14 protein-coding genes are annotated in these 20,064 nt (G+C 65.2%); 7 read left to right on the top strand and 7 right to left on the bottom strand.

What is annotated here, in order from left to right; all coding sequences use genetic code 11:
• Positions 1-112 precede the first annotated feature (112 nt).
• From ACOYYX_RS13715 to ACOYYX_RS13700, 4 genes are all read right to left on the bottom strand, one after another.
• Positions 113-709, bottom strand: a complete 597-nt coding sequence (locus ACOYYX_RS13715) for an SRPBCC family protein (protein ID WP_422930465.1) — start codon at positions 707-709, stop codon at positions 113-115.
• Positions 710-732: 23 nt separating this feature from the next.
• Positions 733-1,236 carry an SRPBCC domain-containing protein gene (locus ACOYYX_RS13710; protein ID WP_422930464.1) on the bottom strand — a complete coding sequence of 168 codons (504 nt, stop codon included), beginning with the start codon at positions 1,234-1,236 and terminating at the stop codon, positions 733-735.
• Between the two features lie 91 nt (positions 1,237-1,327).
• A complete protein-coding gene (locus ACOYYX_RS13705) occupies positions 1,328-1,681 on the bottom strand; it encodes a YciI family protein (protein ID WP_422930463.1) in 354 nt (117 codons plus the stop codon).
• Between the two features lie 46 nt (positions 1,682-1,727).
• On the bottom strand, positions 1,728-2,141 hold the full coding sequence (locus ACOYYX_RS13700; RefSeq protein WP_422930462.1) for a YciI family protein: 414 nt from the start codon (positions 2,139-2,141) through the stop codon (positions 1,728-1,730).
• Between the two features lie 372 nt (positions 2,142-2,513).
• Here ACOYYX_RS13700 and ACOYYX_RS13695 point away from each other — a divergent pair, with 372 nt between their 5' ends.
• The 6 genes from ACOYYX_RS13695 (at position 2,514) to ACOYYX_RS13670 (ending at position 13,123) form a co-directional block, all read left to right on the top strand.
• On the top strand, positions 2,514-3,509 hold the full coding sequence (locus ACOYYX_RS13695) for a methyltransferase (protein WP_422930461.1): 996 nt from the start codon (positions 2,514-2,516) through the stop codon (positions 3,507-3,509).
• 375 nt (positions 3,510-3,884) lie between these two features.
• Positions 3,885-6,194 carry a DUF1592 domain-containing protein gene (locus tag ACOYYX_RS13690; protein ID WP_422930460.1) on the top strand — a complete coding sequence of 770 codons (2,310 nt, stop codon included), beginning with the start codon at positions 3,885-3,887 and terminating at the stop codon, positions 6,192-6,194.
• A gap of 91 nt (positions 6,195-6,285) precedes the next feature.
• The gene (locus ACOYYX_RS13685; RefSeq protein ID WP_422930459.1) at positions 6,286-7,623 is read left to right on the top strand and encodes a DUF1552 domain-containing protein; all 1,338 of its coding nucleotides are present in this window, start codon (positions 6,286-6,288) and stop codon (positions 7,621-7,623) included.
• Positions 7,624-7,837: 214 nt separating this feature from the next.
• Positions 7,838-10,015, top strand: a complete 2,178-nt coding sequence (locus ACOYYX_RS13680) for a HEAT repeat domain-containing protein (RefSeq protein WP_422930458.1) — start codon at positions 7,838-7,840, stop codon at positions 10,013-10,015.
• 232 nt (positions 10,016-10,247) lie between these two features.
• Positions 10,248-12,275 (top strand): prolyl oligopeptidase family serine peptidase, encoded by a 2,028-nt coding sequence (locus tag ACOYYX_RS13675; RefSeq protein ID WP_422930457.1) that lies wholly within the window; start codon positions 10,248-10,250, stop codon positions 12,273-12,275.
• A gap of 149 nt (positions 12,276-12,424) precedes the next feature.
• Entirely contained in the window at positions 12,425-13,123 is a 699-nt protein-coding gene (locus tag ACOYYX_RS13670; RefSeq protein ID WP_422930456.1) for a PolC-type DNA polymerase III, read from the top strand.
• Between the two features lie 5 nt (positions 13,124-13,128).
• Here ACOYYX_RS13670 and ACOYYX_RS13665 read toward each other — a convergent pair whose 3' ends face one another.
• The 3 genes from ACOYYX_RS13665 to ACOYYX_RS13655 form a co-directional block, all read right to left on the bottom strand.
• On the bottom strand, positions 13,129-14,748 hold the full coding sequence (locus tag ACOYYX_RS13665) for a hypothetical protein (protein WP_422930455.1): 1,620 nt from the start codon (positions 14,746-14,748) through the stop codon (positions 13,129-13,131).
• Positions 14,745-14,999 (bottom strand): hypothetical protein, encoded by a 255-nt coding sequence (locus ACOYYX_RS13660; RefSeq protein WP_422930454.1) that lies wholly within the window; start codon positions 14,997-14,999, stop codon positions 14,745-14,747. Before ACOYYX_RS13660 ends, ACOYYX_RS13665 begins: the two co-directional genes overlap by 4 nt.
• A 187-nt stretch (positions 15,000-15,186) precedes the next feature.
• A complete protein-coding gene (locus ACOYYX_RS13655) occupies positions 15,187-16,656 on the bottom strand; it encodes an MFS transporter (RefSeq protein WP_422930453.1) in 1,470 nt (489 codons plus the stop codon).
• Between the two features lie 418 nt (positions 16,657-17,074).
• Here ACOYYX_RS13655 and lon point away from each other — a divergent pair, with 418 nt between their 5' ends.
• On the top strand, positions 17,075-19,582 hold the full coding sequence (gene lon / locus ACOYYX_RS13650; protein WP_422931625.1) for an endopeptidase La: 2,508 nt from the start codon (positions 17,075-17,077) through the stop codon (positions 19,580-19,582).
• Positions 19,583-20,064: the final 482 nt, after the last annotated feature.

The following is a 20,064-nucleotide window of genomic DNA, read 5'->3' as shown; positions in this document are numbered from 1 at the left end:
CCGTCCCAGGAAACTCCTAAGCCGCACGAACGAAGGCATCGGCTCGTCGCCCCCAAGTGCTTGGGAACGACGAGCCGATTGCCGGATCCTCGAACTTTGACGATGGCCAACCTCAACGCTCGGCCTTGATGTCCTCGGCCTTGGTCAGGCTCTTGTCGTTTTCCTTCTCGAGTTCGGCGAGATACTTGATCTCGCGGAGGCCGCTCTCGAAGTCGCCGCCGATCATCTTGTCCATATCAAGGAACAGGTGAAGGCCCTTGGCGATGAAGTTGCAACGGCCCTTGATGCTCCAGGTCACGAGGGTCTCGCCCCCTTCATCCTTGAACCGGAACTCGGCGAAGTTGGTGCCGGCGAACGGCTTGATGAATTCGAGGCGGATCTTGATGAGTTCGGAGGGCTTGCTCTCCGTGATCGTGGCGATCCCCTCGCCGACCTCGGCGTTGCCGTCCCAGTGATAGACGGCGCCCGTGCCGGTGGGCGAGCCTTCGAACGTCTTCCTGGCCGACGGATCCCGCTTGGACCAGGGGGACCAGCCTTCCCACTTGTGGAAGTCGTTGACGAGCCCGTACGCCAACGACGCCGGGGCCGCGATTGTCGCCGAGCGATCGACCTCGAATTCGGACGGCTGCATGGCCACCAGGCCGATGAACGCGACGAACAGGACGGCGAAAACGAGAAGGGCTCTCTTCAGCAAGGTCTTCTTCGACATGGGACGGTTCCTTTCCCTGGAAGTCAGTTGACGGATTCGGGCCGGGACATTCGGGGGAGATATCTGGCCAGGCGAGCGAGCGTCTGAATGCCTTCCCGGATCGCCCCCGCCTTCAGCTTGGCGTCGCGTTCGGCGATCGAGTTGTAGAGGGTCCGCACGGTGACCTGGGTCTGGCCGCCCTGCTCGTTGAAGACCACGGTGACGTGGTACGGGCGAGTTCCAGGCCGGGCGTCGTCCCGACTCGAGGCGAAGACCAAGCGGTTTGTACTGACGACCTCGATGTAGACAACCGTATTCCTATGATCGACACCATCGGGGCCACGCATGACGAATCGCCAGAGGCCGGAGGGAGTGACATCCATTTCGCGAATCGTCGTCGTCGATCCGTTCGGTCCCCACCACTCGGAGACGTGCCAGGGCTTCGTCCAGGCTTCGAAGAGCTGCTCCTTGCTCGCGTCGAAGAGGCGTGTCAGGACAATCCTACGGTCGGCAGGTGCTTCGATGACTCGCTTTTCATGGATGACCATCTCAATCCTCCCACGGCGCGTTCATGAGCCGTCGTCATTCCGGTCCGACGAATCCCTGGCTGTCAGTACATCTGACGTCGATCGGCCGAGTTCAGCGGGTTAGTTCCTTGACGGGCCTCAGTTCGACGCAACCGAGGCGGGCCGCGGGGATCTTCGAGGCGACCTCGACGGCCTGATCCAGGTCGCCGGCCTCGATCAGGATGAAGCCCCCGAGCTGCTCCTTGGTCTCGGCGAACGGCCCGTCGGTGAGGAGCAGCTTGCCCCCTTGAGGCCGCAGAGTCGTGGCGGTCCGGACGGATTCGAGGGCATTCGAAGACTGGTAGTGGCCGCTGCGTCTGATGGCCTCGTCGTAGTCGAGCGCCTCGGCGACCAGGGCGTCGTACTCGCTCGGCGACAGCGCCTCGAGCCGCTTCTCATCAAAGTAGATCAAGCACAAATACTTCATGGAAACCTCGACGCGTCAGTGGCCCGGGTACGTCTGTCGCGAGTCCTCAACGACCGGGAGCGGCCAGGCCGACGGCCTCGGCCTCCTGCGAACGGGCGTGGTCCAGCACCGCAGTCAGGTCGAAGACGGGGCGGACCTCGACGCATCCGAGATGGATGCAGGGGGAGCTCGAGGCAATCTGGAGCGCCTCGTTCAGGTCCCGGGCCTCGATGATCGTGAATCCCCCGAGCTGCTCCTTGGTCTCGGCGAACGGCCCGTCGGTCATGGAAACCCGGCCGTCCCTGCGTCGGAGGGTCGTCGCGGTGCTCACCGATTGGAGACCTTGTGAGAAGACGAAATGGCCGCTACGCTTCAATTCCTCGACCCAGGCCCCGGCATGGGCGGCGGTCTGCTCGAGTTCCGCCGACGACAGGGCTTCGATCTGCTTCTCTTCGCCGTAGAAGACGCAAACGTATCTCATGGCTCCTCCCGTGGTTGTCACGTTGGATTCGTCCCAAGCGGCACGCCTGGCGGCTTCGCTGCATCGTCTCAATTCGCACTTCACCCAGTTGTCGATTGGGGCGAGCCGGAATCGACACGAAATCGTCGACGATCCCAAAACGGACCGAGGCACTGTTCGCCGGCTTCCTCCCCTCGGCTTCAATCCAAATCCCAGGAATATTCCGAAGAGTCCACCTGGACGTAATTCCCTTACAACTCGACATTGAGTCCTGGCGGAACGTTGCGAGAGGCCGCCGCGTCGCCGACGATCCTGGATGGGAAAAACCGGCGATCTCAACAGGACATGCATCACCACTGATGTATCGCGGCAAAGACCATGGAGGCTGGCGACATGCCGGGCGAAAGGGACGTTGATCTCTGGTCGCTGAGCAACCTCTGCACCCCCTGGTGCGTCCACGTCGTGGCGACCTTGCGGGTCGCCGAACACATCGGGGACGGGAACGTTGAAATCAAAGCGCTCGGGACGGCATGCCAGGCCGACCCGGAATCCCTGGGCCGCGTCCTCAGGCATCTCGTCGGCAAGGGACTCTTCGAGGAGCCAACTTCGGGCGTCTTCTCACTCAACGAACCGGCGAGGCAGCTGCTCGAACCTCCCATGCGTCTCGGGCTCGACCTGGACGGCTTCGGGGGTCGGATGGCCCATGCCTGGGGGAGCCTGCTCGCCGCGGTGCGTTCCGGTTCGCCCGCCTATCACACGGTCTTCGGGCGGCCTTTCTGGGACGACCTCCAGGCCCATCCCGAGATCGCCGAAGGCTTCGACTCGCTGATGGGGCCTCCAGGGCATGGCCGACCCGACCCGAACGTGCTGCTCGAAGACGACTGGGATTCGGTCACGACCGTCGTCGACGTTGGCGGCGGCACGGGGGCTTTGCTCGCCGAGGTGCTCCGCGACCGCCCCTCGGTTCGCGGCATCCTCGTCGACCTGCCGTCCACCGTCGCCCGCGCCGGGAAACTCCTAAAGGATGCGGGGATCGCCGATCGGGTGATGGTCCAGGGTCAGAGCTTCTTCGACCCGCTCCCTAGCGGCGGGGACCTCTACCTGCTCAAGAGCGTGCTGAGCGACTGGCCCGACCGCGAGGCCCGGCTCATCCTCCAACGCTGCGCGGAGGCGGCCCGGCCGCAAGGGCGGGTCGTCATCCTCAACGGCATCTCCCCCGACGAGGCCGGCGAGCCAGATCCCGAACTCCTGATGATGGTCCTCGTCGGGGGCAAGGACCGCAGCCTCAAGGACTTCCGCGAACTCACGCTCTCCGTCGGACTCGAAGTGACGCGAGCTGGCCGACGACCTTCGGGCCGCTACACCGTCGAATGCACGCCGATCCGCTGAATCCGTATCAATTAAAACTCAAAAGGGTGGCGATCCGACTCAACCGATATATCAGACTCTCCTAAGGTTGGGCCTGCGATCGACGCCTCCATGCTTTTTCGCCCATCCTCGGTATTCGCTCGAAAACGCGGGCCGCTCGCGAACACAAAAACGCCCATTCAGGGGATGTTCTGAACCGTTGCACCAATTATTGATAATCCACTAGACCTCCGAGTGTGGCCCGGTTTCAATAGTTCCACTCTCCCAACGTCGTCAGCGATCGCGGGCCGTCAACGGCCTTCCTGTAGTCAACCTCCTCTCCGACGAATCGCCCGGTTGATCCCCGCCTGACTTGACGAAGACCGTCCAGTCCAAGCTTAAGAGTCACGCGAAACCATGAAGACGCCCAAGGTCGATTGCGTGAGAGCTTGCCTATTCTCGCTGCTGCTTCTCGTCCCGCTGGCCTCGGCTTCGGCGAAGGAGCCGCAGGCGGGTGACGCGTATCAGAAGCAGGTGCTGCCCCTGCTCGAGAAATACTGCATCGAGTGTCACATGAAGGGGGATGCCGAGGCCGGCATCGTCCTCGACCAATACGACGACCAGGCCGCGGCGATCAAGGATGGGCAGACCTGGCTCAAGGTCCAGGATGCCCTGCAAGGCCGGATCATGCCGCCGGTCGACTCGCCCCAGCCGACCGCCGAGGAGTTTGACCGCCTCACCAACTGGATCGAGAACGACTTCCTGGCGGCCCAGTGCGGCACGCAGTCGGGCTCGACCCCGGTGGTCATCAGGCGCCTGAATCGGCAGGAATACAACAACACGGTTCGCGACCTGATCGGGCTCGACCTGCGGCTCGCCGATAACTTCCCGATCGACGACATCGGCTACGGCTTCGACAACGTCGGATCGGCGCTCAATATCTCGCCCGCCCACATCGAGAAGTATCTCGATGCGGCCGAGGTCGCGCTCGGCAAGGCCATCGTCCCGCCCGACGCCCAGGCGTTCTCCCCGGCCGAGTTGATCGGCCTCAAGACCTACCCCTTGCCGCCGAACGCACCGGTCGAGTTCAAGCACACGATGAAGCCCGGCCTCTATCTGGCCGACTTCAGCCTCGTCCGCGTCGGGATCCCCGAGACGGTCCCGCCGCCTCGCCTGGTGATCGGCTTCGGCAAGGATCGACGCACGGTCGAGGCTGTGCAGGTCCAGGACGAGACGGTCGTCTATCGCTACTGGCTCAAGGTCGCCGAGGGGGACGACACGGTCCACGTCGCCCTCGCTCCGGGTCAGCTCAAGGCCGACAAGCCCACCGATCTCGCCGCGAACGTCAGCGGCGATAAGCGTTACGGCAACGAGTCCGGGCTCCACGTCGACTCGATGGTCGTCCGCGGCCCGGTCGTCACCAGGCCCGAGTCGCTGCCGGAGTCGCACCGCCGGATCGTGACGAAGACCCCCGAATACGGCGACGAGTCTCGGCTTGAGGCCGCCCGGCATGTCATCGCCCAGTTCGCCCAGAAGGCCTTCCGCCGCCCGGTCCAGCCGGACGAGGTCGAGCGTGTCCTCAACATCTTCCGCCTGGCCGACGACCGCGGAGAGAGCTACGAGCGTTCGATCCAACTCGCCCTGACGACGGTCCTCGCCTCGCCGCAGTTCCTCTTCCTCGTGGAGCCCGAGGAGAGCAAGACCGACCGGCCCCTCAATGAATACGAGCTCGCCAGCAGGCTCTCCTACTTCCTCTGGAGCAGCATGCCCGACGAAGCCCTCTTCACCGCGGCCCGCGAAGGGACCTTGAGGAAGGATCTGAGGCGGCAGGTCGGCCGGATGCTGGACGACCCGAAGTCGGAGGAGTTCGTCAGGAACTTCGCCGGGCAATGGCTTCAGCTCCGCAAGCTCGGCAGCGTCGCCCGCGACCAGGAACTCTTCCAGGGGTTCAACGACACGCTCCGCGACGCGATGCGGCAGGAGACCGAGCAGTTCTTCGGCTACATCCTCCGCAACAATCGGAGCGTGCTCGAGCTCCTGGATGCGAATTACACCTTCCTGAACGAGCCGCTCGCCAAGCACTACGAGATCCCCGGCGTGAAGGGGAACGAGTTCCGCAAGGTCGAGCTGACCGACCGCCGCCGGGGCGGGGTCATGACCCAGGCGAGCGTGCTGACCCTGACCTCGAACCCGAACCGGACCTCGCCGGTGAAGCGGGGCCAGTGGATCTTGCAGCAGCTCCTTGGCACCCCGCCGCCCCCGCCGCCCCCCGACGTCGCCAAGCTCGACGAGAGCCCGCAGGCCTCGGAGGCCGCCTCGTTGCGAGAGCGGATGGAAATCCACCGATCCAAGGCCGAGTGCGCCTCGTGCCACCAGCAGATGGATCCCCTCGGCTTCGCCCTGGAGAACTACGACGCCATCGGCCGCTGGCGAACCATGGACGGCGAGTTTCGTATTGATCCTTCCGGCGAGTTGATCGGCGGGCGCAAGTTCGCCGACGTCAAGGAGCTCAAGGAGCTTCTCGGCACGACGGGCGAGAAGAAATTCACGCGCTGCCTGATCGAGAACATGCTAACCTATGGGCTGGGACGCGGGCTGGAGGTCATCGACTATTGCACGGTCGAGGATATCCGCAAGCACCTGGCGTCCAACGGCCATCAGGTCCGCGACATCGTCTTCGGCATCGTCGAAAGCCAGGCCTTCCAGAACCGGGGGCTGGCCCGTTGAAATCATCCTACCTCTCTCTCAGCTCTGAAGCTCTCCCGCGTTCAACGCAGCGTATCGTGTGCATTTCCCGCGTCATTTGGGGATCGATGATATGGCGACTCATGTGACCCGCCGAACCATGCTCCGCGGTCTGGGAGCCGCGCTGGCCCTGCCCTGGATGGAGAGCCTCGCGCCGGTCGCCAAGGCGGCGGCGAAGTCGGCCACGCCCCCGGTGCGGATGTGCTACTGGTACGTCCCCAACGGCGTCCACCTGCCGACCTGGTTCCCCCAGCACGAAGGCCCTCTGGTCGACCTCCCCGAGACGCTCCAGCCCCTCTCGTTCGCCAAGGAATACCTCAACACCTTCCATGGCCTCGTCCACAACACCGCCCTGACCAACGGCGACACCGAAGGCTGCGGCCACGGCCAGGGGGCGGCGAGCTTCCTGACTGGAGCCCAGGCCTACAAGACGCAGGACAACGTCCGGGTCGACACGTCCGTCGACCAGGTCTACGCCAAGCACGTCGGTTCGGCGACGCGATTCCCGAGCCTCGAGCTCGGCTGCGAGTCGGCCCGCTCGGGCAACGCCTTCGGGTACAGCGGCACGTATAAGACGCACATCTCCTGGCGGACGGCCACGTCCCCCGCCCCTTACGAGATGAACCCCAAGGTCGTCTTCGATCGCCTCTTCACGCAGGGGTCGAATAGCCTGACGCAGGCGACCGTCGCCGACCGCGACTTCTATCGCAAGAGCATGATCGACTACGTGCTCGACGACGCCCACCGCATCCGCAACCGCGTCGCCAAGACCGACCAACGCAAGCTCGACCAGTACCTGACGGGCGTCCGCGAGGTCGAGCGTCGGATCCAGAGCGCGGGGGCCTCGACCAACGTCGCCAGCGCCGGCTTCCATCGCCCCGAAGGGATCCCGGAAGACTTCGACGACCACCTGCGCCTGATGTGCGACCTGATGGTCCTGGCCTTCCAGACCGACAGCACCCGCGCCTCGACCTTCATGGTCACGAAGGAAGCGTCCGACCGCAACTACCCCTGGCTCGGCTTCACCGACGGCCACCACGAGTTGTCGCACCACGGCAACGAGGCCGAGAAGAACCGCAAGCTGCGCGAGATCGACCGCTACCACATCTCGATCCTCGGCTACATGGTCGAGAAGATGATGGGGATCGAGGAGGCCAACGGCTCTTCCTTGCTCGATAACTCGATGGTCCTCTTCGGCAGCGGCATCAGCGACGGCGACCGCCACGACCACGTCAACTTGCCGGTCGTCGTGGTCGGCAAGGGGGGCGGCTCGTTCCGGACCGGCCAGCACACGAAGTGCCGGGTCGAGACCCCGATGTCGAACCTGCTCCTCGCCATGCTCCAGCAGGCGGGCGTCCCGACGGACCGCTTCGGCGACAGCACCGAAGTCATCCCGGGCCTCCTCGCCTGATCCGACGGTTCCTCCTTGCGGGACGGGACGCACGCCGATCGCCATCGGCGTGCGTCCTCGGCCCGACTCGCCTCGATCAGCCGTCCTCGCCACCATCCCAGTTGAAGTGCCGGCCACGCCCGGTCATCCGGATCGTCCAACCGACATCCCGGCGTCTCGGCACATGTGCCCCCGGAAGACAACCGCGATAACGCGTCAAGCGAGGAGTGCCGTCGTGTGGATTCGTCGATGGAGTCTGCCGCTTCTGATGGTCGCCATGTCGGGGCCGCTCGCCGCGACCGGCGAAGAGCCGGCCGCCAAGCCGCCCGAGGCGCGTAACCCGGCCCTCCACGCCGAGGACGTCGACGCCCGCCGCGCGGCCACCTGGAAGCTCCGCAACTCCGACCACGCCGCGCAGAAGGCGGCCCTTCCGGACCTGATCGAGCTGCTCATGAAGGACAAGGACGGCCAGGTCCGCCTCGCCGTCCTCGACTCCGTTGTGGCCCTCGGCCCCGACGCCGAGCCGGCGATTCCGGCCCTGGTCCACACGCTCCGCACCGACTACGGCGGGCAAGGCAAGGAGGAGACCCACCAGGACTACCGCTCGGCCCTGGCCCTGGCCGGGATCGGCAAGCCCGCCGTGGAAGCCCTCCGCGGCCTCCTCAAGGAGCGCAAGGAGAGCGTCAGGGCCGAGGTCATCATGGCCCTCGGCCGGATCGGTGCCGACGCCGGACCGGCCGTCCCCGACCTCATGCCGTTCCTCTCGGACAAGAGTGAACGCATGCGTCGCGAGTCGTCGCTCGCCCTCGGCAAGATCGGCGCTCCGGCCGTCGAGCCGCTCCTCGCGGCGGCCACCTCCGAGAATGACGTGCTGCGGGAATGGGCCGTGCTGAGCCTCGGTCATGTCTCGCCCCCGACCGACCCGGTGACGGCGGCGATCCTCAAGGCGACGAGCGACACAGTGCCGGCCGTTCGGGCCGCGGCGTTCGACTCGGCCCGGCACCTGGCCCTCTCCGACGAAATCCTCCTGCCCCTCCTGATGTCGGCGCTCCGGGACAAGGAGGAGCGGGTCCGCCTGGGCGCGGTCCGCATCCTCGTCGAACATCGGGCGACGCTCACGAAGCTGGCCCCCGAACTCGTCAAGCTGCTGACCGGCGAGGAAGCTGAGCCGGCCCGGATGTCGGCCTATCTCCTCGGCAAGCTCGGCACCGACGCGACGCCGATGCTGCTCGGCGCCCTCGAGCAGAAGCAGAGCCGGGTCGACCAGATCGCCGAGGCCCTCTCGCAGATCGGCCGGCCGATCGTCCCCCGCTTGCTGGAAGGGCTCAAGTCGCCCGAGCCCCGGGTCAAGCAAGCCTCGGCCTTGGCCCTCGGCAAGATCCGGCCGGTCTCGCAGGGGACCGCCCAGGCCCTGACGGTCGGCCTCTCCGACCACGAGCCCGAGGTCAAGGCGGCGTTCCTGACTTCGATCGGATTGCTTGGCCCGCGGGCCGCCGAGTCCGCGCCGGCCGTGCGAAATATGCTGAAGGACGAGTCGGCCGAGATCCGCGTCAAGGCCATCGACATCCTGGCCCACTCGGCGCCTCGCGACGAGGTCCTCGTCCGCGACATCTCCGGGATGCTGAATGACGCCGAGCCCAAGGTCCAGCGCCAGGCCATCGACATCCTGCGATCGATGGGCCCGCTCGGCCGGAATTCACTCCCCGAGATCATCGCCAAGCTCGGGAGCCCGGATATGGACGTCCGCCTCGCCGCCGCCGAATACGTCGGCAGCTTCGGCCAGGCCGCGTCGAATGCCGTGCCGGCCCTGGGTGCCCTGCTCGACGACCCCTCGCCCAAGATCCGCACGATCGCCGCCCTCACGCTGGGCAAGCTCGGCAAGGCGGCTCAGCCCACCTTCGAGCGGCTAGCCCCGCTGATGGATGCGAAGGAGTTCGAGGTCCGCGAGGCCGCCGCCCTCGCGCTCGGCAGCCTCGATATCGACGCCATGCAGCTCCGCCCCTACCTCGCCAAGGCCCTCCGCGACGAGAAGCTCGAGGTCCGTCGCGCGGCCACGCGGTCGATCCAGCGGCTCGGGCCTCAAGGTGCCCTCTTCGTCCCCGACATCATCCTGCTCGCCGAGAACAAGGAGCAGTTCCGCGCGGTGGAACGGCTCCTTCGACGCTTCGAGCGCAGCGGGCCGGACGTCCGTTCGCTGCCGGAGCTGGTCAAGCAACTCGACCACAGCCAGGACAGCGTCCGACTCCTCGCGATCAAGTTCATCGGACTTGCGGGCTCGAACGCCTCCGACGCGATCCCGGCCCTGGAAAAGATGCGGGAACACCCGAGCGCCGAGGTCCGCAAGCAGGCCGAGGCCGCCAGCGAGTTGATCAAGAAGCAGGCCTCGACCCGCATTCAGAAGGACACGATCTGACCTCTGGGCTCTGACGAGACCCGCCAGACCTTCACGACGCCGAGGCGGCCGCGATTGTGCGGACGCCTCGGCGTCCTTGATTTGACGGGGGCTCGCCCATGAGGCGGCCATCGCCCCTGGGCCGTTGACTCTCGACCGCCCGGCCATAAGAATCGTAACCCATCCCCCCGGGGTCGACTGGGATGCGTGCCGCTGCCATCCCTTATCCATCAACATTTGCCGGAGTTCCGTCATGGTGCCGAGCCGGGCCTTGCTCGCAATGACCTTCATCCTCGCCGGAACGACGCTCGCCCTGGCGGACGGCATCCAGGACAACATCCCGACCAAGGTGCGGCCCGTCCCGCCGCCGGGCGTGGCCGTCCCCGACGAGGACCGCAAGGCGATCGAGACGTCCCTGGGGGACCTCGATGCCCAGATCCAGAAGCTGCTCGCCAGCAAGGATCCGAAGCTCAAGGACCTCGTCTGCGACGTCCAGATCTTCCATAAGGCGGCCCACGACGCCCTAAAATATCAGGAATTCTTCAAGCCTCAGGAGATCGCCAAGGCGAAGGCCCTGCTCGAAGAGGGGCGACGACGCGCCGAGCAATTGCTCCTGGGCACGGCCCCCTGGACGACGAAGACCGGGCTCGTCGTGCGAGGCTACGTCTCGAAGATCGACGGATCGGTCCAACCTTATGGCCTTGTGATCCCCGAGACCTACAAGTTCGCCGCGGAGGTCCCGACGCGTCTGGACGTCTGGCTCCACGGCCGGGGCGAGGTGCTGAGCGAGGTGAACTTCCTCGACGACCATCAAAAGAATAAGGGCATCTTCACACCGGCGAAGACGATCGTGTTGCATCCTTACGGGCGCTACAACAACGCCTTCAAGTTCGCGGGCGAGGTCGACGTGCTCGAGGCGATCGACTCGGTCCGTCGCAACTATCAGATCGACGACGATCGCATCGGGATGCGGGGGTTCTCGATGGGTGGCGCAGGGTGCTGGCAATTCGCCGTGCATTATCCCGACCGCTGGTTCGCCGCCGCGCCCGGGGCCGGGTTCTCGGAGACGCCGCTCTTCCTCAAGGTCTTCCAGCGCGAGACGCTGCAGCCGACCTGGTACGAGAAGACCCTCTGGAAACTCTACGACTGCCCCGAGTTCGCCGCCAACATCCGGTCGTTGCCGACGATTGCGTACAGCGGCGAGCGCGACAATCAGAAGCAGGCCGCGGATGTCATGGTCGAGGCCTTGCGGAAGGAAGGCATCGACCTCCTGCACCTCATCGGACCCGGCAAGGGGCACGAGTATCACCCCGACTCCAAGGTCGAGATCGACCGGAGGTTGGACAGCCTCGCCGAGGTCGGCCGCCGGAAATTCCCGCTCGACCTCGCATTCGCCACCACGACACTCAAGTATAACCGCATCCACTGGCTGACGGTCGATGCGCTCCAGGAGCACTGGAAGTCGACCCGCGTGCGCGGGTTCGTCGTCGCCAACGGGGTCGTGATCAAGACGGAGAACGTCCAGGCCCTGACCCTGGACTTCCCCCCCGGCCGATCCCCCTTCCCCGTGGATGTGCCGGTCGCGATCGAGGTGGATGGGATCAAACTTGATGGACACCGCCCCTTCTCAGACCACTCCTGGAAGCTCCAACTGCATCGGGCCGGCAGCACCTGGGCCATCGGCCCTGACGGCTCCGAAGGCCTACGCAAGAAGCATGACCTCCAGGGGCCGGTCGACGACGCCTTCATGGACTCGTTCGTCTTCGTCACGCCCACCGGCACCGGCAAGCACCCGCGCGTCAACGCCTGGGTCGAGTCGGAGAGCAAGCGGGCGATCTCGGAGTGGCGACGCCAGTTCCGCGGCGAGGCTCGCGTGAAGGCGGACAAGGACGTGACAGACGCCGACATCGCCTCGTCGAACCTAGCCCTCTGGGGCGACCCCGAGAGCAACGCCGTCCTCAAGAAGATCGCCGACAAACTCCCGATCTCGTGGGATCAGGAACGCATCAAAGTCGGCGACAAGTCGTTCCCGGCCGACACGCATGCCTTGATCCAGATTTATCCCAACCCTCTTAACCCGAGCAAGTACGTCGTGCTGAACAGCGGGTTCACCCACCGCGAATATGACTACCTGAACAATGCCCGACAGGTGCCCAAGCTGCCCGATTGGGCGATCATCGACGTGCAGACGCCGCCGAACCCGCGATTCCCCGGGGCCGTTGTCGACGCCGACTTCTTCGGCGAGCGCTGGGAGCTCAGGCCGCCGACGCAGGGGCGTTAACCCTCGGAGGGGATTGGGTTTTGGACAATTGTCCGGCAATCGTCGACCCAAATCGCGCGGATGTTGTTAGAATCGATCGACGCGAAGGATTGCCGTCGCATAACGACCGACCGACATCGTCCGCGCGAAACCCAACCAGGATGGCACCCATGGTAAGCCGACCCCCCGGAATTCTGGATCACGCGATCCAAGAGACCCCCATCGCGGTCCTCGACTTCGAGACCACGGGGCTCTCTCCGGGGCAGGATCGCGTGGTCGAGGTCTCGGTCGTGAGGATCGACCCGGGCTCGCAGCCGAAGGTCGTCCTGGATACGCTCGTCAACCCCTGCCGGAGGATGGCCGCGGCCGAGATCCACGGCCTCACCGACCGGGACGTCGCCGACGCCCCCAAGTTCGAGGACGTCGCTCAAGAACTCGTCCGCAGCCTCTCGGGCTGCGTGCTGGCCGCCCACAACGTCTACTTCGACCTCCGGTTCCTCCAGTTCGAACTGAGCCGGCTCGACCTCTTCCGCGAGATCCCCCACCTCTGCACCATGTACGTGAGGCCCTTGCTCGGCCGCAAGGCCTGCGGGCTGAATGAGGCCTGCCTCGTCGACCAGATCGCCCACGTCCCGACGCACAGTAGCCGGTCCGACTCGGTGGCGGCCGCTTATCTCTGGATGCAATATTGCCGGGGCTTCGACGAGCGCGGCATCGGCACCTTCCGCGACCTGACGAAGAGGGGCAAGAAGTACAAGTTCTTCGCAAGCTTCGACCACGCCGTCCACGGGCCGACCGATGAGGACATGCCCAGGACACTCGCCCCCCTGAAGCCAAGACATCATCACGAGATGGCCCTGGTCGGCTGATCCCTTCACTTCAGCCACTCGATGCCCGCACAAGAGATGGGCGCGATCTCCGGTGCCTTCGCTTCGACCCGAGGGTGCCCGGCCACCCTTCCGCGATGCAGCCACAGGCCGAAGCCGGTGACAAACGCGGCGAGCCCGGCACCGAAAGCGGCACAGCTCTGAATGAACCGATTCAACCTCGCCCGGCTCTTCACCGTGTCCTTGTCCCAGAGCCATTCCTCGGGTCCGACCGGCGATGCGATGGGCTCCCGGCCCGCGTAGAATTCATCGAAGAAATGCTCGTCGTTGATCGATCGGCCGGCATCGATCTTCGAGGCTTCGTAGCGTTGATACTCGCGCTGGAAGTCCTGGCCGTGGGCGAGTTCGGCGTCGAACGCCGCTCGAAGGTTGTCGGGAGAGTCGAATTTTGCCGGGGAGTCGCGACCCCGATCGTCCGATCCCGAAGGTTGACGCATGAAGGATTGAACGATTCCATTCTCGATCGCGGACTGACGCTTGCGGCAGTAATCGCGGAGGAACTGCTGGGTCTCGGGATCGGGCCAGAACTTCTCGGCCATCCGATAGGCCCGTTCGTAGGCCGACCAGGCGAGATGATCCTGCCCGACCCGGAACATCGTCTCGCCGAGCGCGAGGGCGAAGTGGGGATTGGCGCCCCCGCCCTGCCGCCACATGCCGATGATCCCTAGGATCGGCTCGTCGAACGGGACGGGCGACCTGTGGGCCTTGACCGGGACGGCCGCCCAGCCTTCCTCTGCTCCGATCCGACTGACCCAGTCTCGGGCGCCTCGCAACTTGGGCCAGACATCCGGGCTGCCGGGGTCGATCCCGGGCTGATTGAGTTCCGGGAAACGATGGACTGCCACGTCGGGATAGTATTCCTGGCTCGTCGACGCTCCCGAGCCATTGGAGATCGCCCTCGGGTTCGAGAACCCCGTCACGCTGGGATCGAGCCGATTGCCGAGGCAGTCGAACTTCCTCAGCAACTCGGGATTCTCCATCGAGGCCAGAAGGAATTCGACGATGGCCTCCTGCCAGCGCTCCCGGCCGAAGTGGGCGTTCGGATTCACGGCCACCGACTTGTGGATAAACTCGGCACCCTCGCGGAACCGGGCCCTGGCCTGCTCGTCGCCGGCCATGGCACGCTTGAAGCTCCCGTGGATCAGGAACGTGCCGAGGTCGGCATACGACGTATAAAGGTCGCGTCCCGAGAGTTTCGCCTGCAACTGCTCGTCGAGCTTGCGACGGAGGATCTCCTCCGCCTCGCCGGGCTTCCCAAGCCGGTCGAGCCCGACGCCGATGTCATCCATCAAGGGAAACCGCCCCGGGTCGCCGATCGGCAAGTCGGCGAGTTTCAGTCGGGCGAGCCTGTCACGCTCCTGATAGAACCTCGGCCCATGCTTGGGAAAGCGTTCGTGGATCACATCCTGCACCATGGCGAAGCGGAAGGATGCGCCTCCGACATGCTCGGGGACGTGGTGGGGCAATGGGATTTGCGGTTCATACCGGGCCTCGAGGCCAGCCCCCGATCGTGTGCTCCCGACCAGGGCCCCGAGGACCATCCCCAGGAAACCTCCCACCATCGCCGCCCAGGCTGTCAACCCGAGTGGAACGACCCAGGTTTTCATCGTTCGACCTTTCGGCGGCGACCGCCCACCGAGAAATAGAAGCCGCCCGCCAGCATAAGTGCCCCGGAGCCGATCGCCGTGGCACGACCATAGTTGCTGGTGTAGTCATCGGGATTGGGAGAGGCCTCCTGATCCTTGAGATACTGCGAGCGGAACTCGCGCTCGTGGGCCTCGGTCTCGCTGTCGTTGTCGCAGGCCGCCGCGATCGCGGCGCAGCCCATCACGGCCAGGAATGCCAGGATCCCTCGCATGAGTCTCGGCCCTCGTATTCGGACAGATGTCAGGACGTGATCTCGCTTCAGTCTGACAACTGTAAATCGAGAGTTCAAGCCCGAATGTGGAGGCCCGTACGATTTCGAGGATGGCAGAGAGGGCGATGGGTCGCGTGCCGATGACTGAGCATCGGCACGCGACCCATGTGAAGGAGTCTGGAAGGCATCAATCCGTGGCCGGCGCAGGCTCGTCCTCGGCCTTGGAGAGGGGGTCGGCGACCTGCTCGAGCGAGGCACCCTCGGCCTTGACCCCGAATATCAGGGTCACGACGACGGCGACGAGGAGCAGGAAGGCGGCGAAGAGATAGCCGTAGAAGAGGGGCACGCGCGACTTCGACTCGATCAGGCGGCCGAAGAGCCAGGGGGCGAAGGTCCCGCCCACGGTGGTTCCGATGGCGTAGAAGAGGGCGATCACCATCCCCCGCATCTCGAGCGGGAAGACCTCGCTCACGGTCAAGTACGCGGAGCTGGACGCCGCCGAGGCGAAGAAGAAGATCACAGTCCAGAGGATCGTCTGGGTCGTCGCGTTGAGGTGGCCCTGCGAGAAGAGATACCCTGTGATCGCCAGCAGGATGGCCGAGATCGTGTACGTCCCTGCGATCATCGGCTTGCGTCCCCAGGTGTCGAAGAAGTGGCCGAGCAAGACGGGGCCGAAGAAGTTGCTCACCGCGAAGGGGACGAGGTAGAGCCCCGACTGATCCACGGGCACGCCATAGTAGTGACTGAGCACCAACGCATATGTGAAGAAGACGGAGTTATAGAGAAACGCCTGGGCAACCATCAGCGTGAGCCCGAGCACCGAGCGGCCGGGATACGTCTTGAACATGGTCTCGGCGATGAGCCCGAAGCCGATCGGCCCCCTCGGCTGGATCGACATCGTTTCTTCGACAGGTTCGAGCTTGTGGCCCCGGTCCTCGAAGTGTTTCTCGATCTCGTCGACGATCTTCTCGGCCTCCTCCTCCTTCCCGTGCGTGACCAACCAGCGCGGGCTCTCGGGGACGTGATGCCGGAAGAAGATGACGACCAGGCCCAGCAAGGCCCCGATGCCGAAGCCGAACCGCCAGCCATGGTCGATGTCGAAGAAGCGAGGGTTGAGCAGCACGAGCGTCGCCAATGCGCCGCCCGCGGCGCCGATCCAGTAGCTGCCGTTGATCGCGAGGTCCACCCGGCCGCGGACCTTGGCAGGGATCAACTCATCAATGGCCGAGTTGATGGCGGCGTACTCGCCGCCGATGCCTGCGCCCGTGAAGAAGCGGAAGACGGCGAAGCTCGCGAGGTTCCACGAGAACGAGGTCAGGAAGGCCGCGACGAGGTAGAGGCCCAGCGTCACGGTGAAGAGCTTCTTGCGGCCGAGGCGATCGGTGAGATATCCGAAGAACAAAGCCCCGAGCACGGCTCCTACGAGGTAGGCGGTCCCGAGGAGCCCGATCTCCGAGCTCGAGAAGTGGAGGCTCTTGGGGCTCTGCAACGCCCCGCTGATCGCCCCGACGAGGGTCACTTCGAGCCCGTCGATGATCCAGGTCACGCCGAGCGCGAAGATCATACGCCAGTGCCAGGGGCCGAACTTGAGCCTGTCCAGTCGGGCCGGGACCTTCGTCCGCACGACCGGACGTTTCGCCACCGCATCGGTCGACATGATCTCGAATCCCTATTTCAACAAGTATCCAACGAACCCCGCCTCGCCGCCATCACTGACTGCACGATGGATGCCGGATTGGCGGAAAGCCATCGAGTCCGAACCCAATCACCCACGCACGCCGAAGCCTCCGGGGCTCACAGCACGGCCGCATCGTGACTTTTTTGGTGACGCGCCTAGCATTGAGACGGAGAAGCGACGGCGAGTCGTCAGGCGGCCAGGTGATGCCGGTTCTTCCGGCGAGGGCCATCCAGGGCGAGTTCGCAACATACGGCCGATTGTGACGAACTACTGGACAGCCGACGACGTATTGCTGTTGATCCCGAAAACAACAATGATCCCGGCTCCCGAGAAATCGAGCGGGGTGAAAGGATAGGTGAATCTCGTGTCCCACACACAATCGATACCCGTCCTGCCGATGCGAGGAACGGTGATCTTTCCCGGCCTGGCCGTGCCGATTGCGGTCGGTCGACCGGGGACATTGCGGGCGATCGAGGCGGCCATGAAGGGTGATGGCCTCGTCTTCGCCGTCGCCCAGCGCGACACGGCCGAGGAGCCCAAGCCCGAGCAACTCTTCAACGTCGGCGTGGTCGCGAAGATCGGCCAGCTCCAGCGCGGCCTCGGCGGCGTCCAGCTCCTGCTCCAGGGAGAGCAGCGGGCCCATGCCCTCCAGTACGAAAGCACCGATGGCTACCTCAAGGCGACGGCCTCCGTCCTGACGGAGATGCCCCCGCTCGACGAGCAGAATCGGGCGTTCGAGGCCCTCTACCGTGAGACCCGAGAGCGAGCCATGGAGCTGGGCGAGCGCAGGGGCCTGCCCGAGGAAGTCCTGCACCAGGTCATGGACTCCGTCACCGATCCCGCCCGGTTCGCGGACCTCGTCGCCGGCTACATCGACCTGCCGCTGGAAGACAAGCAGAGCCTGCTGGAAACCCTGGGCGTGGAGGATCGCCTGCGCCGGGTCCTGATCCTCGTCCAGCGCCAGATCGGCATGATCGAGGCGCAGGAGCAGATCAAGTCGCAGGTGCAATCCGAGCTGGGCGAGCGACAGAAGGAGATGTATCTCCGCGAGCAGATGAAGGCGATCCAGAAGGAGCTCGGCGACGACGACCAGTCCCGCGAGATCAAGGATCTGCGCGACAAGCTCGCGAAGCTCGAGCTCCCCACCGAGGCTCGTTCCGAGGTCGAGCGCGAACTGAGCCGGCTCGAGCGGTCGGGACGGGAGTCGATGGAGGCGCAGGTGATCCGCACCTACCTCGAGTGGGTGGCGGAACTCCCCTGGAATACGCGCTCCGAGGATAACCTGAACCTGCCGCATGCCATCGAGGTGCTCGACGAGGACCACTATGGCCTGAGCGACGTCAAGGACCGCGTCCTCGAGTTCCTCGCCGTCCGCCAGCTCAATGCCCGGCGGCTCGCGAAGGAGGCCGAGGCCTCGGGCGAGGTCGAGATCGTCGACGAGGAAGGTGAGAGCCGGACCGCCAGGGGCGCCTCGGAAGCGAAGGCGCGTGCCATGGCCAAGGGCCCAATCCTGCTCTTCATCGGCCCTCCGGGCGTCGGCAAGACGTCGATCGCCAAGTCGATCGCCCGGGCCCTGGGCCGGACCTACGTCCGGGCGGCGCTCGGCGGCGTCAGGGACGAGGCGGATATCCGCGGCCACCGGCGTACGTACGTCGGCGCCATGCCGGGTCGGATCATCCAGGGGCTCAAGCAGGCCGGGACCAAGAATCCGGTCTTCCTGCTCGACGAGGTCGACAAGCTGGGGATGTCGCACCACGGCGACCCGGCGAGCGCCATGCTGGAGGTCCTGGATCCGTCGCAGAACGACTCGTTCACGGATCATTACCTGAACATCCCATTCGACCTGAGCGAGGTGCTGTTCATCGCCACGGCCAACTTCATCCAGAACATCCCGGCCCCGCTGCTGGACCGGATGGAGGTGGTCGATTTCTCGGGCTATACCGAGCGCGAGAAGGCGGAGATCGCCAAGACGTACCTCATCCCGCGCCAGATCACCGAGTCGGGACTCGCCGACGAGGCCCTGACGTTCACGGATGAGGCTGTGATGGAAGTCGTCAGCCGGTACACCCGCGAGAGCGGCGTCCGGCAACTCGAGCGGCAGGTCGGCGCCGTGGCGCGGAAGCTGGCGCGTCGGATCGCCGCGGGGGAGACCGTCGACCGGACGATCACCCCGAAGACGATCGGCGAGCTGCTCGGCCGGCCCAAGGTCCACCCCGAGCATGCCGCCTCGGCCAACGAGGTGGGCGTCGCCACGGGGATGTACTATACGCCGAGCGGAGGCGATATCATGTTCGTCGAGGCGGCGATCCGGAAGCTGCACGGGCCCAGCGGCCCCTCGGAGGGGACCCTCCCCTTCGTCGGCTGGGGCAACGTCTCGCTGATCCTGACGGGTCAGCTCGGCGACGTCATGAAGGAATCGGCGCGTGCGGCGACGACTTATGCCGCGACGCACGCCCGGGAACTGGACATCCCCTCGGATCGGCTCGGTTCGATCGAGGTCCACGTCCACGTCCCCGCGGGAGCGATCCCCAAGGACGGCCCTTCTGCCGGCGTGGCGATGTCCACGGCGATCATCTCCGCCATGTCGGGTCGGCCGGTGCGCCGGGATCTCGCCATGACGGGGGAGATCACCCTGAGGGGTCGCGTGCTGCCGATCGGCGGGGTCAAGGAGAAGGTTCTCGGAGCCCATCGTGCGGGATGCACGAACATCCTCGTGCCGAAGGACAACGAGGCCGACCTCGACGACCTGCCGCAGGACGTGCGTGACGCCCTGACGTTCCATTGCGTCTCAACGCTGGACGAGGCCCTCGCGATCGCCCTGGCCCCCGCCGAGGGCACCGCGTCATCCGACCTGGGGAATGGTCGACACTCCAACACCGGCCGCTGGGTCGCTTCCGCCCGGTAAACTACGGTTGGCATGGGCCGACTCGGGCCCAAGGCCCGCCTCCCCTGCTCCCCAAGCGCAGGCGAGGCGGGCCTGTTTTTGTTCCGGCTCGGGATGTCATCGCTGCGATGAAAAGTTGATCGCAAGCGAAAGCTGCATGGATGCTCGTCGATCACGGCCAGACTAGTCCTGGCGTATTCGCATCGAGTCCTGTTTTGAAGCCACATCACTGACATTCCGGACAATAACGATGGGGCAAATTTGCCGTTTTGTCCGGAGTGTTCTAGGTTTTGTTGATCCGGGAGAACTTTTTCGATTCGAGGGGTAAACCTCGATTTCGGAGGGCCTCCGCGGACTGCCGCCCTTGGCTCGACGATGCTCCTGGGACCGCGTGCGGGGTCGGGGCGAGAGCCTGAGGGCGACAACCCTTTGGACGAGAAACCACCCCCATGAGCTCGCACCGAAATCGCCCCTCCCAAGAGGGCGCGAGGCGCCGAGGCCTT

The organism is Singulisphaera chitinilytica (assembly GCF_049331405.1).
In the GTDB taxonomy this organism is placed as follows: domain Bacteria; phylum Planctomycetota; class Planctomycetia; order Isosphaerales; family Isosphaeraceae; genus PoT.
This window is presented reverse-complemented; position numbering and strand designations above follow the sequence as displayed.

What these genes read in the sequence shown, in the direction of transcription:
- ACOYYX_RS13715 (WP_422930465.1), bottom strand. Translation starts at nt 709, where the DNA reads ATGTCGAAGAAGACCTTGCTGAAGAGAGCCCTTCTCGTTTTCGCCGTC.
- ACOYYX_RS13710 (WP_422930464.1), bottom strand. Translation starts at nt 1,236, where the DNA reads ATGGTCATCCATGAAAAGCGAGTCATCGAAGCACCTGCCGACCGTAGG.
- ACOYYX_RS13705 (WP_422930463.1), bottom strand. Translation starts at nt 1,681, where the DNA reads ATGAAGTATTTGTGCTTGATCTACTTTGATGAGAAGCGGCTCGAGGCG.
- ACOYYX_RS13700 (WP_422930462.1), bottom strand. Translation starts at nt 2,141, where the DNA reads ATGAGATACGTTTGCGTCTTCTACGGCGAAGAGAAGCAGATCGAAGCC.
- ACOYYX_RS13695 (WP_422930461.1), top strand. Translation starts at nt 2,514, where the DNA reads ATGCCGGGCGAAAGGGACGTTGATCTCTGGTCGCTGAGCAACCTCTGC.
- ACOYYX_RS13690 (WP_422930460.1), top strand. Translation starts at nt 3,885, where the DNA reads ATGAAGACGCCCAAGGTCGATTGCGTGAGAGCTTGCCTATTCTCGCTG.
- ACOYYX_RS13685 (WP_422930459.1), top strand. Translation starts at nt 6,286, where the DNA reads ATGGCGACTCATGTGACCCGCCGAACCATGCTCCGCGGTCTGGGAGCC.
- ACOYYX_RS13675 (WP_422930457.1), top strand. Translation starts at nt 10,248, where the DNA reads ATGGTGCCGAGCCGGGCCTTGCTCGCAATGACCTTCATCCTCGCCGGA.
- ACOYYX_RS13670 (WP_422930456.1), top strand. Translation starts at nt 12,425, where the DNA reads ATGGTAAGCCGACCCCCCGGAATTCTGGATCACGCGATCCAAGAGACC.
- ACOYYX_RS13665 (WP_422930455.1), bottom strand. Translation starts at nt 14,748, where the DNA reads ATGAAAACCTGGGTCGTTCCACTCGGGTTGACAGCCTGGGCGGCGATG.
- ACOYYX_RS13660 (WP_422930454.1), bottom strand. Translation starts at nt 14,999, where the DNA reads ATGCGAGGGATCCTGGCATTCCTGGCCGTGATGGGCTGCGCCGCGATC.
- ACOYYX_RS13655 (WP_422930453.1), bottom strand. Translation starts at nt 16,656, where the DNA reads ATGTCGACCGATGCGGTGGCGAAACGTCCGGTCGTGCGGACGAAGGTC.
- lon (WP_422931625.1), top strand. Translation starts at nt 17,075, where the DNA reads ATGCGAGGAACGGTGATCTTTCCCGGCCTGGCCGTGCCGATTGCGGTC.